Source organism: Microbacterium bovistercoris, from assembly GCF_003387575.1.
Taxonomy (GTDB): Bacteria; Actinomycetota; Actinomycetes; order Actinomycetales; family Microbacteriaceae; genus Microbacterium; species Microbacterium bovistercoris.
Genome location: NZ_QUAB01000005.1, coordinates 17,701 through 28,790 on the forward strand (window position 1 = coordinate 17,701; position 11,090 = coordinate 28,790).

13 protein-coding genes are annotated in these 11,090 nt (G+C 68.3%); 9 read left to right on the top strand and 4 right to left on the bottom strand.

Annotation, left to right across the window (positions count from 1 at the left end; translation table 11 throughout):
- The first annotated feature begins 15 nt into the window (after positions 1-15).
- Together DY023_RS00220 and DY023_RS00225 are read left to right on the top strand one after the other, a co-directional pair.
- The gene (locus tag DY023_RS00220; RefSeq protein ID WP_147303229.1) at positions 16-396 is read left to right on the top strand and encodes a hypothetical protein; all 381 of its coding nucleotides are present in this window, start codon (positions 16-18) and stop codon (positions 394-396) included.
- A gap of 77 nt (positions 397-473) precedes the next feature.
- Entirely contained in the window at positions 474-1,676 is a 1,203-nt protein-coding gene (locus tag DY023_RS00225; protein ID WP_116240339.1) for a M20 metallopeptidase family protein, read from the top strand.
- A 3-nt stretch (positions 1,677-1,679) separates the two neighbouring features.
- On the opposite strand, the gene DY023_RS00230 is transcribed toward DY023_RS00225, so the two are convergent.
- The 3 genes from DY023_RS00230 to DY023_RS00240 are packed head-to-tail and all read right to left on the bottom strand — an operon-like array spanning position 1,680 to position 3,252.
- Positions 1,680-1,919: a helix-turn-helix domain-containing protein gene (locus DY023_RS00230; protein ID WP_116240340.1), complete on the bottom strand. Its 240-nt coding sequence runs from the start codon at positions 1,917-1,919 to the stop codon at positions 1,680-1,682.
- A complete protein-coding gene (locus tag DY023_RS00235) occupies positions 1,916-2,614 on the bottom strand; it encodes a hypothetical protein (protein WP_147303230.1) in 699 nt (232 codons plus the stop codon). Before DY023_RS00235 ends, DY023_RS00230 begins: the two co-directional genes overlap by 4 nt.
- A gap of 26 nt (positions 2,615-2,640) precedes the next feature.
- The gene (locus tag DY023_RS00240; protein WP_147303231.1) at positions 2,641-3,252 is read right to left on the bottom strand and encodes a hypothetical protein; all 612 of its coding nucleotides are present in this window, start codon (positions 3,250-3,252) and stop codon (positions 2,641-2,643) included.
- Between the two features lie 193 nt (positions 3,253-3,445).
- Here DY023_RS00240 and DY023_RS00245 point away from each other — a divergent pair, with 193 nt between their 5' ends.
- The 7 genes from DY023_RS00245 (at position 3,446) to DY023_RS00275 (ending at position 9,557) form a co-directional block, all read left to right on the top strand.
- The gene (locus DY023_RS00245; RefSeq protein ID WP_116240343.1) at positions 3,446-5,971 is read left to right on the top strand and encodes an ATP-dependent Clp protease ATP-binding subunit; all 2,526 of its coding nucleotides are present in this window, start codon (positions 3,446-3,448) and stop codon (positions 5,969-5,971) included.
- A gap of 107 nt (positions 5,972-6,078) precedes the next feature.
- Positions 6,079-6,588 (top strand): MarR family winged helix-turn-helix transcriptional regulator, encoded by a 510-nt coding sequence (locus DY023_RS00250; protein WP_116240344.1) that lies wholly within the window; start codon positions 6,079-6,081, stop codon positions 6,586-6,588.
- Positions 6,585-7,385 (top strand): SDR family NAD(P)-dependent oxidoreductase, encoded by an 801-nt coding sequence (locus DY023_RS00255; RefSeq protein ID WP_116240345.1) that lies wholly within the window; start codon positions 6,585-6,587, stop codon positions 7,383-7,385. The genes DY023_RS00250 and DY023_RS00255 overlap by 4 nt, the downstream gene beginning before the upstream one ends.
- A 101-nt stretch (positions 7,386-7,486) precedes the next feature.
- Positions 7,487-7,987, top strand: a complete 501-nt coding sequence (locus tag DY023_RS00260) for an amino-acid N-acetyltransferase (RefSeq protein ID WP_116240346.1) — start codon at positions 7,487-7,489, stop codon at positions 7,985-7,987.
- Between the two features lie 9 nt (positions 7,988-7,996).
- Positions 7,997-8,653 (top strand): flagellar basal body-associated FliL family protein, encoded by a 657-nt coding sequence (locus DY023_RS00265; protein WP_116240347.1) that lies wholly within the window; start codon positions 7,997-7,999, stop codon positions 8,651-8,653.
- A 254-nt stretch (positions 8,654-8,907) separates the two neighbouring features.
- Positions 8,908-9,312 carry an SseB family protein gene (locus DY023_RS00270; protein ID WP_116240348.1) on the top strand — a complete coding sequence of 135 codons (405 nt, stop codon included), beginning with the start codon at positions 8,908-8,910 and terminating at the stop codon, positions 9,310-9,312.
- On the top strand, positions 9,309-9,557 hold the full coding sequence (locus DY023_RS00275; protein ID WP_116240349.1) for a hypothetical protein: 249 nt from the start codon (positions 9,309-9,311) through the stop codon (positions 9,555-9,557). Before DY023_RS00270 ends, DY023_RS00275 begins: the two co-directional genes overlap by 4 nt.
- Here the strand turns inward: DY023_RS00275 and radA are convergent, their stop codons facing one another.
- A complete protein-coding gene (gene radA, locus DY023_RS00280; protein ID WP_116240350.1) occupies positions 9,558-10,925 on the bottom strand; it encodes a DNA repair protein RadA in 1,368 nt (455 codons plus the stop codon).
- Between the last annotated feature and the right edge of the window lie 165 nt (positions 10,926-11,090).

An 11,090-nucleotide genomic window follows, 5' to 3' on the forward strand; every position in this document is an offset into this window, starting at 1 on the left:
TGTCATCCTTCTACGGTGCTGCGCAGGAAAAGGGCTGCTGTCTGTCGTCGTGAGAAGAACGTCAGGAAGAATGAACGGATGATGAGCACTCTGAGTCTCTTCGACGAACCCGCAGACGATCAGGTGCCGACGATGCGGGAACTCCCGATGTATGACTCTCAGCGCAGGGAGATCCGCGAGTTGTTCGCCGCGCTCGGTCTCACAACCGCGCCGGAGCAGTTCGCGGTCGTAGAGGAACTCATCAGTGTTCGGCTGCGCGCGGTCACCGACCTCAACAGAGAAGACGCGCGGCGACTTCTCTCTCGTCTTCAAAGCCGCGTGCAGACGAGTCGGCGCGCGTCGACAGGCGACTCATGGGCGGATCGGGACGAGGACACCTGGATCGACAAGCTGTAGGTCCGCGACCCGGCGCTCGGGTCAATCGAGCCTCGGGGCGAGAAATCTCGTGAAAGTGTGAAGGCAGGAGGCCCCCGATGACCACCCCCACCGATCTCCCCACCCTCGCCACCCACTGGCTCACCGCCCTCGACGCCGAACTCCCCGCAGCCCGCGCCCTGCGCCGCGAGTTGCACGCGGACCCGCACGTGTCCGGCGACGAGGCGCCCACCCGCGACCGCATCGTCGCCGCGCTGAGCGACGTCGTGCCGTTCACTCCGATGACGGATGCCGGCGCCGTGGGCCGCCTCGGCCCGGCATCCGGTCCGTCGATCGCCTTGCGCGCCGAGCTGGACGCGCTGCCGGTCACCGAGCAGACCGGAGCATCCTTCGCCTCGAAGAACGGGGCGATGCACGCTTGCGGGCACGACGTGCACCAGGCCGCCCTCGTCGCGCTGATGCGCGCCGCGCGCCGTGTCGATCTTCCGTTCGGCCTGGTCGGACTGCTCCAGCCTCGTGAGGAGACGTCCCCTCCCGGTGCGCAGGAGATGATCCAGGCGGGAGTCATCGCGCAGCACGACATCGCGCACGTCATCGGTGCGCATGTGCATCCCGGAGTGGCGACGGGCGCGGTCGCCTCCGCAGGCGGCTTCATCAATGCCGCCGCCGAAGAGATCGACATCCGGATCGAAGGGCGGGGCGGTCACGGCGCCTACCCGCACCTGGCAGGCGACACGGTCGCGGCCATCGCGCACATCGCACTCGGCATTCCCGAAGTCGTCCGCCGCACGATCAGCCCGGTGCGACCCGCGCTGATCAGCATCGGCACGCTGAACGCCGGCCTCGGCGTCGCCAACGTCCTTCCGGCCCACGCGCACATCCGCTCGACCATGCGCACCACCGACGTCGGCGACCGTGCTGAGCTCTTCGCCGCCGTGAAGCGCATGGCCGAGCGCACCGCCGAGGCCTACGGCACCACGGCGACGGTCACGCTCATCGAGGGGCAGCCCGCGCTCATCAACGACCACGACCTGGCGTTCGGCATCAACGCCTGGCTCACGAGACTCGACGTCCCCGGCGATGAGCCGATGCGCTCGCTCGGAGCGGACGACTTCGCCTACTTCTGCGAGGCCGTACCGTCGGCGATGCTCTTCGTCGGTGTCGAGACCGCGGGGGAGGACCTGCAGCCCACCCTGCACCACGCGCGGTTCCTACCCGACGAGAGCGCCGTCGACCTCACCGCGCGGGCGCTGCTGGCCGGGTATCTCGCTGCCGCGGAAGGGATGCTTGCGGTCGAATAGCGCTCACGCCTGCGGCGCCAGCACCAGCAGTTCCCCCACCTCGCACTCCAGCGCATCGCAGATCGCGCGCAGGGTCGAATAGCGGATGGCCCGGGCCCGGTCGTTCTTCAGCACCGACAGATTCACCACGCTCACGCCCACGCGCGCGCTCAACTCGGTCAGCGTCATCCCGCGCGCTGCGAGCAGCTCATCGAGTCGGCAGTGGATGCCGGTGTCCTCGTCGTCCAGCTCGGCGGGGCTCATACGAGTCCCTCCGTCTCCTTCTGCAGCCGGGCCGCCTCCGCCTGCAGGCGGGCGCCGTGCCGGAATATGGCCGCCATCGCGAAGCATCCGAGCGACACGAGGCAGGGCCACCAAGGGATGGAGACGTAGAACAGGGTCTCATCGGCGAAGTCGAACGGCAGGGATCGCACTGCGACGGTCATGGAGATGGATCGCAGCGCCTCGCCGACGATGCCCCCGAGCAGCGCCAGCCAGCCCGCGACGACGAACGCCCGGATGACGTTGCGATGGAAAGGGTCACCGGCGACCGCGTGCCGGGCCGCCATGTAGATCGCCCAGCAGATCGCGAAGGATGCCGCCAGCAGCAGCGCCATGGCCGTGAGGTAGAGCAGGCGCGCATCGAGTGGTGCGTTCATCACCGTGCCCGCGCAGTACAGCGGAGCATCCGAGGCCGTCCCCGGGCACGGGTTCCCCTCGGTCAGCGACTCGGCTTCGGACAGGACGTTGTCGGCGAGTGGAACCTGCCGATTCGTGAACGTCGTGACGGCGATGATCGCTAGCCCCAGCGCGGACAGCGCCGCCACAGCGCCGGCGACGACCTCGACGGTGTGGACCGCGACCATCGTTCCGCCGTGGCGGCGCGAAACATACGTTGCCACGGCGGCGACAACAACGACGATCATCACCACGACGATCGGGGCCCAGAGCGTGCTCATCAGGTCCTGCCCGCCGGAGCTCACCATCAGACGAGCCCCTCCGTCTCCAGTTGCAGCCGTCGCCCCACCTCGAACGCGCCGACCACCAGGGCGAGTGCGATGCCCCAGCCGATCGGCGCCGGGTCCAGCTCATAGAGGAAGGCGTAGAACTGGTCAGCGGATGCCGGGAGCAGTTCGACCGCCTGTGCTCGCGCGATCGTTCCGAGGAACGGGCCGACCATCCCCGCGACCACGAGTGCGATCGCCGCGGTGCCGAGCACCGGCGCCATCGACTTCCGGAACGCGCGCTGCCGGATCAGCGACAGTCCCAGCCACCACAGCGACATGCACACGATGATCGTGGCCAGCGCGGGCAGCGCCCGTTCGCCCAGCAGCAGCCAGCGGGTTCCGGCATCCAGCGCCTCGAACGACACGATCGATTCGGTATAGGAAGCGGACGCCACCCCGGATGCCCTGTCAAGAACGGACATCGGCGCATCGTGCACCGGCAGCAGGACGGGAACCGGCGATCCGAAGATCTCGGCCGCGCCACCGATCGTGCCCACCAGTGCGCCGATCGCGATGCTCACGGCACCGGTGGCGACGAGCCCCAGCGTGATCGCCTCTGCCATCGAGGGCCTTCCGGCTCGACTGTTCATGTCGACCTCCATAACGAATATCGTTGTTATCGACTTTCGTTAACATAACGACTCTCGATATGGCGGTCAAGGCTCGCCGCGAATCCTGTCGCGTCACGGAGTGCAACCCCACTATGCCGACGGCGAACACGGGCTTACGGGCATCCTCCGGTCGTTACTCTCGGAGTACCGGCATCAGCAGGGGAGTACCAGCATGTTCGAGAGATTCACGGACCGAGCCCGTCGAGTGGTCGTCCTCGCCCAAGAAGAGGCGAAGATGCTCAACCACAACTACATCGGCACCGAGCACATCCTGCTCGGTCTCATCCACGAGGGCGAGGGCGTCGCCGCCAAGGCTCTGGAGAGCCTCGGCATCTCGCTCGAATCCGTGCGCGAGCAGGTGCAGGACATCATCGGCCAGGGCCAGCAGCAGCCCACCGGTCACATTCCCTTCACCCCGCGTGCGAAGAAGGTCCTCGAGCTCAGCCTCCGCGAGGCGCTGCAGCTCGGGCACAACTACATCGGCACCGAGCACATCCTCCTCGGTCTCATCCGCGAGGGCGAGGGCGTCGCCGCCCAGGTGCTCGTCAAGCTCGGCGCCGACCTGAACAAGGTGCGCCAGCAGGTCATCCAGCTGCTCTCCGGCGCCCCCGGTCGCGAGCCCACCGCCGTCGGCGCACCGCAGCACGAGAGCCAGCAGGCGCAGGGCGGCTCGCAGGTGCTCGACCAGTTCGGTCGCAACCTCACCCAGGCCGCGCGTGACAACAAGCTCGACCCGGTCATCGGGCGCGAGAAGGAGATCGAGCGGGTCATGCAGATCCTCTCCCGCCGCTCCAAGAACAACCCGGTCCTGATCGGTGAGCCCGGCGTCGGCAAGACCGCCGTCGTCGAGGGCCTGGCCCAGGCGATCGTCAAGGGCGACGTGCCCGAGACGCTGAAGGACAAGCAGCTCTACTCGCTCGACCTCGGCTCGCTGATCGCCGGATCCCGCTACCGCGGTGACTTCGAGGAGCGCCTGAAGAAGGTCACCAAGGAGATCCGCACCCGCGGCGACATCATCGTCTTCATCGACGAGATCCACACCCTGGTCGGCGCGGGCGCCGCCGAGGGCGCGATCGACGCCGCCAGCATCCTCAAGCCGCTGCTCGCTCGCGGCGAGCTGCAGACCATCGGTGCGACCACGCTCGACGAGTACCGCAAGTACTTCGAGAAGGATGCTGCGCTGGAGCGCCGCTTCCAGCCGATCCAGGTGCAGGAGCCGAGCCTCCCGCACGCGATCAACATCCTCAAGGGCCTGCGCGACCGCTACGAGGCGCACCACAAGGTGCAGATCACCGACGGCGCCATCGTGGCCGCGGCGAACCTCGCCGACCGCTACGTCGCCGACCGTTTCCTGCCCGACAAGGCGATTGACCTGATCGACGAGGCCGGCGCGCGCCTGCGCCTGTCGATCCTGTCCAGCCCGCCCGAGCTGCGCGAGTTCGACGACAAGATCGCCGCTGTGCGCGAGGCCAAGGAGCTGGCATCCGAGGAGCAGGACTTCGAGAAGGCCGCGTCGCTGCGCGACCAGGAGAAGGAGCTGCTCGGTGAGCGTCTGCGCCTCGAGAAGCAGTGGCGCTCGGGCGACGTGGCCACCAAGGCCGTCGTCGACGAGGGTCTGATCGCCGAGGTGCTTGCCCAGGCCACCGGCATCCCCGTCTTCAAGCTGACGGAGGAGGAGTCCTCGCGGCTCGTCTTCATGGAGAAGGCCCTGCACCAGCGCGTCATCGGTCAGGAGGAGGCCATCGCGGCCCTCTCCCGCACGATCCGCCGCCAGCGCGCCGGCCTGAAGGACCCGAAGCGCCCCTCCGGCTCGTTCATCTTCGCCGGCCCCACCGGCGTCGGAAAGACCGAGCTGGCCAAGGCTCTCGCCGAGTTCCTGTTCGACGACGAGGCCGCGCTGATCTCGCTCGACATGTCCGAGTTCGGTGAGAAGCACACCGTCTCGCGGCTGTTCGGTGCCCCTCCCGGGTTCGTCGGCTTCGAAGAGGGCGGACAGCTCACTGAGAAGGTGCGGCGCAAGCCGTTCAGTGTGGTGCTCTTCGACGAGATCGAGAAGGCCCACCCCGACATCTTCAACTCGCTGCTGCAGATCCTCGAAGAGGGTCGCCTGACCGACGGTCAGGGCCGCGTGGTCGACTTCAAGAACACCGTGATCATCATGACGACGAACCTCGGTTCGTCGGCGATCGCCGGCGGCCCGGTCGGCTTCCAGATCGAGGGCAACACGCAGACGACCTACGAGCGGATGAAGGGCAAGGTCGACGAGGAGCTCAAGCGTCACTTCAAGCCCGAGTTCCTGAACCGCGTCGACGACATCATCGTCTTCCCGCAGCTGAACAAGGACGAGCTGCGCCAGATCGTGGGCCTGTTCACCAAGCAGCTCGGAGACCGCCTGCTCGACCGCGACATGACGGTGGAGCTGTCGGATGCCGCGAAGGACAAGCTCATCGAGATCGGCTTCGACCCGTCGCTCGGTGCGCGTCCGCTGCGTCGCGCCATGCAGCGCGAGATCGAGGATCAGCTGAGCGAGAAGATCCTGCACGGCGAGCTGAACGCCGGTGACCACGTGAAGGTCGACGCGGTCGACGGCAAGTTCACCTTCGACGCCGCCCCGCGCGGCGAGAAGGTCTCGGTCGGCGTCAACACCGGCGGCGGAATCTCCGCCACGCCGGACCTGGCCGCCACCGGCACGGACTGACCCGCGGTGCGACGAGAGGACGGATGCTCCGGCATCCGTCCTCTCGTCGTATCCGGGGGTGTCCGCAAATGATTGCCTCAGGCAACTAATAAGCGTAGGATGCCGGTATGAGCAGTCCGGAGCAGATCCTGCTGGCGTCGCTCACCCACCTGATGGCGCGGTGGTCGTCCGCGGGCACGCAGGCGGCCGTCGCCGCCGACGCCGGCGTGCAGGTCGACCCCGTCGACCTGCCGCCGCTGTACATGCTCGGCCTGGAGGGGCCGGCGCGCGCGAGCGACCTCGCCGCCGCACTGCGCATCTCGCGCCCCACCGCGACCAAGCAGCTGAACAGGCTCGCCGCGGCCGGGTACGTCGAGCGCGTCCCCGACCCCGCCGACCGCAGAGCCAGCATCGTGCAGCTGACGGCGCAGGGCATCGAGGTGCATACGCGCCTGGTGGGCCAGGGCATAGTCATGGTCTCCGGCGCGCTGACCGGCTGGTCGCCGGCCGAGTCCGCAGCCTTCGCCACGCAGCTCGAACGTTTCGTCAGCGCCCTGGGCGCCTCCCCTTCCGAGCGCGAACCCGCGCCCGACCCAGCGCGATCCGCATCCGGATCGCAGAACGGAGAACCAGAATGACCCGTACCTACGTCGTGACCGGTTCGGCCTCCGGCATCGGAGCGACCACCGCCCAGCTGCTCCGCGACCGCGGCGATCGCGTGATCGGCATCGACCTGAAGGGTGCCGACGTCGAGGCGGACCTGTCGACCCCGCAGGGGCGCGCGGATGCCGCCGCAGCGGCGATCGAGATCGCCGGCGGCACCGTCGATGCCGTCATCGCCTGCGCCGGCATCTCGGCCCCGATCGCGAAGACGATCTCGGTGAACTACTTCGGGGTCACCGAGCTGCTGGAGGCGCTGCTCCCCGCGCTGGCGAAGTCGGATGCCCCGCGCGCCGCCGTCGTGTCGTCCATGGCCTCTCTGCAGCCGAACTCGCCCGAGATGGTGGAGGCCGCCCTCGCCGGTGACGAGGCGAAGGCGGTCGAGATCGCTGAGGGCCTCGCCGCACAGGGCCCCGAGATCGGGTACGCCGTGTACCCCTCGTCGAAGCGTGCGCTCGCACGCTGGGTGCGCCGCGAGTCGATCACCCCGGCCTGGGCCGGTGCGCACATCCCGCTGAACGCTGTGGCGCCGGGCACTGTCGTCACCCCGATGACGGCGCCGCTGCTCGCCACCGAGGAGGGGCGCGCGATGGTGGATGCCGCCGTGCCTATGCCGCTGAACAGCCACCAGCCGCCGGAGTCGATCGCCAATCTGCTGATCTGGCTGACCAGCGTCGAGAACACGCACATGGCCGGTCAGGTCATCTACGACGACGGTGGTGCCGACGCCACGCTGCGCGGCGACGACATCTGGTCCTGGAACGACCCGAGCTGACCTGTGCTGGGTCCCTGAGCCTGTCGAAGGGCCCGACGCTTCGACAGGCTCAGCGACCCATCTTCCAACTCCGACGGGATCGATCGTCCTAAGCTGGTGGCGTGAACTACGCGGTCCGGCCGGCGCGCAGCGGCGACATCCTCGGCATCCATCGCCTGCTCGAGCCGCTCGTGGACCAGCGCATCCTGCTCGGCAAGGACCTCGCCGTGCTCTACGGCGCCGTGCAGGAGTTCGTCGTCGCCGAGGCCGATGGCGAACTGATCGGATGCGGCGCGCTGCACGTGATGTGGGAGGACCTCGGCGAGATCCGCACGCTGCTGGTACGCGACGACTGGCTGCACCACGGCGTCGGCCGCGGCATCGTCGACAAGCTCGAGGCGAACGCCCGCGCGCTCGGGCTCTCGCGCCTGTTCTGCCTCACCTTCGAGACCGAGTTCTTCACCCGCCGCGGCTTCGAGCCGATCGGCGAACAGGTTGTCGACGCCGACGTGTACTCCCAGTTGCTGCGCTCCGGCGATGCCGGCGTCGAGGAGTTCCTCGACCTCGCGCACGTCAAGCCCAACACGCTCGGCAACACCAGGATGCTCAAACGGCTCAATTAGCCTGGAGACATGAGCCCTCGCCACTCCGCAGCCGTGTATCGACGGCGACGTCTCGTCGTGATCGCGCTGGCGGTCGTGCTGCTCGCGGCCATCGGCGGGGGAGTCTGGCTCGCGATCGCACAGCCCTGGTCGGATGAAGCGGGTGCTCCAGCCACGCAGTCGGCCTCGCCGTCGAAGTCAGGCGAAGAGTCCCCGTCGGCCTCGCCGTCCGAGGTGGCCCCGAAGGTCGAGCCCACGCCGGACGACACCCCGGTCATCGTCGCGTGCACGGCCGCGGATGTCACCGTGGACGCGATCACGGATGCCTCGACCTACGCCGCGGGGAAGAACCCGCAGCTGTCCATCCGCCTGAAGAATACCGGTGCCAAGGACTGCACGATCAATGTGGGTTCGACGACGCAGAAGTTCACGGTCTCCAGCGGCAGCGACGTCTGGTGGCGGTCGACCGACTGCCAGAAGGACCCCAGCGACATGATCGTCACGCTCAAGGCGGGGCAGTCTGTGGACAGCGCGCAGCCGGTGGTCTGGGATCGCACGCGGTCTTCGGTGAAGACCTGCGACGACAAGAACCGGCCGAAAGCGCCCGGCGGTGGAGCTTCCTACCACGTGTCGGTGTCCATCGGCGGATTCGACAGTGCGCAGTCCGAGCAGATCCTGCTCTACTGAGCGACTTTGGACGGAGTGGAGAAACTCCCGCAGAAGGGGTGACGACGTCCGATGTTTGGGATACCATTAACCGTGGTCTTGAGATCAATTCAAGCCGGACATGCCATCCCCAGTGGCGTCGATATAAGTGTCCCCAGCGCTTCGACATCGGCTTGATCAAGACCGCGAGGGCCCTCTCGAGTACCCCAGTCCCCAATGGAGGATTCGAGAGGGCCCCACCTCTTCCCCCACACCGCCGCCCATAAGCTGGATGCATGGCGAAGAAGGGTCGGAAGAAGCCGGCGCCCGAGGAGTTCCGCTCCGAGGCGCTCGCGCAGGCGCTCGAGAAGCAGGACATGGCCGCGGTGGCACTCGCGCTGCGCAACGGCACGACGATCGTGCCGTTGATCCGGCCGGGCGCCCGCGACAACCCGCTGGACGGCGGCGAAGTGTGGACCTATCGCGATCAGAACACCGGTGAGATCGCGCTGCTGCTGTTCAGCGACGCCAGGAACAAGCCGGCGAACCTTCCGCCCGGGGTGGGCATCTACTCCGCGGCGTGGCTGAAGGCCTTCCTCGCCACGCACCGCGAACGCATCACCACCGTCTTCCTCGACATCGCGGGTCCGCACCCGATGCAAGCGCCGCCCGAGGAACTTCTCAAGGCGCTGAACGCGTGAGCCATTACCGCGCGATCTTCGACGCCGAGGTCACCTTCTCGAACGGCGGTGGCCTGCAGGCACAGGGATTCCGCGTCGATCTGCCCGGGCCGGATGCCACGGCCGAGCAGATCGGTGAACTGTTCCTCACCTCTCTCGATCTGCTCATGGCCGAGACGGTGACCGTGCACGACGTGCGCATCATCGAGGAGGCGCACAAGGGCACGCGCGGCGGGCCGAGCGATCCGCGTGCGGATCGCTCCTGATCAGAACGCGGGGATCTCGTCCTCACGGCGACGGGATGCCGCACGCGCGCGCACGTCGGTGAGCGCGGCGCGCAGGTTCTTCGACCTGTCGTCGATGACCTGCTCGTAGCCCAGCCGTGTGGCCTCCGAGCGCCGCTGCGCGGCCTGCGTGACGGGGCGCACCTCACCTGCAAGGGAGAGCTCGCCCACCGCCGCGACCGTCCGCGGCACGGAGAACTGCTGGATCGAGCCCGCCACGGCGATCGCGATCGCCAGATCGGCCGCCGGTTCGGTGAACCGCACCCCGCCGACCGTCGACACGTACACGTCGACCTCGCCGGCCTTGATGCCCGCCCGCCGCTCCAGGATCGCGAGCACCATTGCCACGCGCGACGAGTCCAGGCCGTGTACGACGCGGCGCGGGTTCGGACCCTTCGCGGCGATCGTCAGAGCCTGCACCTCGACCGGCAGGGCGCGGCGCCCTTCGAGCGAGATCGCCACGCACGTGCCAGGTTCCGCCGCACCCTGCGACAGGAACAGGCCGCTCGGATCGGGCACCTCCGCGATGCCGCTGCCGGTCATCTCGAAGCAGCCGACCTCGTCGGTGGGGCCGAAGCGGTTCTTCAGAGCGCGGATGAATCGCAGGGACGTCTGCCGGTCACCCTCGAAGTGACACACGACGTCGACCAGGTGCTCCAGCATCCGCGGTCCGGCCACCTGACCGTCCTTCGTGACGTGCCCGACGATGACGATCGGCAGGTCGCGCTCCTTGGCGACCCGGATGAGCGTGGAGGCGACCTCCCGCACCTGACCGGGCATGCCAGCGGCGCCGTCGGACAGCGATGACGACACGGTCTGCACAGAGTCGACGATCACGAGCTGCGGCTGCACCTCGTCGATGTGGCCGAGGATCGTGGCCAGATCGGTCTCGCTGGCGAGATAGAGCTCATCGTGCAGGGCACCGGTGCGCTCTGCACGCAGCCGGACCTGTGCCGCGGACTCCTCGGCGCTGGCGTACAGCACCCGGCGACCGCCACGAGCCGCGCGCGCTGCGACCTCGAGCAGAAGCGTGGACTTGCCGACACCCGGCTCGCCGCTGAGAAGGATCGCGGCTCCGGGCACGATACCGCCGCCGAGAACCCGGTCGAACTCGCCGACGCCACTCGACCTGCGCGGAGCATCCGTCGTCCTGATCTGCGTGATCGGACGCGCGGCGCGGGACGCCGCCGGAGCCACGGCGTCGATCCGGCGCAGGATGCCGGTCTGTGCGGCCTGCTCGATCACCGTGCCCCACTGCTGGCATTCGCCGCAGCGCCCGACCCACTTCGCCGTGGTCCACCCGCATTCGGTGCAGGCGAAAGCGGGGGGAGCGGAGCGCTTGGATGCCATGTCGTAAGGCTATCCGGGAGCGGCGACATCGTTCGGGTCCTGAGCGAGGAGTGCAGCGAGACGAAACGTCGTGAGCCGATCTGTGGTCCGGGGTGCGGGACGGGATGATCCCTTCGCTCTCGCGGTGGGACCCTCCGCCGGGAGGGCCGGGCAAGCCCGGCCCTC

Bases quoted from the DNA above. Each gene is read 5' to 3' on its own strand.
- DY023_RS00250 (WP_116240344.1), top strand. From the start codon at position 6,079: ATGAGCAGTCCGGAGCAGATCCTGCTGGCGTCGCTCACCCACCTGATG.
- DY023_RS00265 (WP_116240347.1), top strand. From the start codon at position 7,997: ATGAGCCCTCGCCACTCCGCAGCCGTGTATCGACGGCGACGTCTCGTC.
- DY023_RS00240 (WP_147303231.1), bottom strand. From the start codon at position 3,252: ATGAACAGTCGAGCCGGAAGGCCCTCGATGGCAGAGGCGATCACGCTG.
- DY023_RS00255 (WP_116240345.1), top strand. From the start codon at position 6,585: ATGACCCGTACCTACGTCGTGACCGGTTCGGCCTCCGGCATCGGAGCG.
- DY023_RS00245 (WP_116240343.1), top strand. From the start codon at position 3,446: ATGTTCGAGAGATTCACGGACCGAGCCCGTCGAGTGGTCGTCCTCGCC.
- DY023_RS00225 (WP_116240339.1), top strand. From the start codon at position 474: ATGACCACCCCCACCGATCTCCCCACCCTCGCCACCCACTGGCTCACC.
- DY023_RS00270 (WP_116240348.1), top strand. From the start codon at position 8,908: ATGGCGAAGAAGGGTCGGAAGAAGCCGGCGCCCGAGGAGTTCCGCTCC.
- DY023_RS00230 (WP_116240340.1), bottom strand. From the start codon at position 1,919: ATGAGCCCCGCCGAGCTGGACGACGAGGACACCGGCATCCACTGCCGA.
- DY023_RS00235 (WP_147303230.1), bottom strand. From the start codon at position 2,614: ATGAGCACGCTCTGGGCCCCGATCGTCGTGGTGATGATCGTCGTTGTT.
- radA (WP_116240350.1), bottom strand. From the start codon at position 10,925: ATGGCATCCAAGCGCTCCGCTCCCCCCGCTTTCGCCTGCACCGAATGC.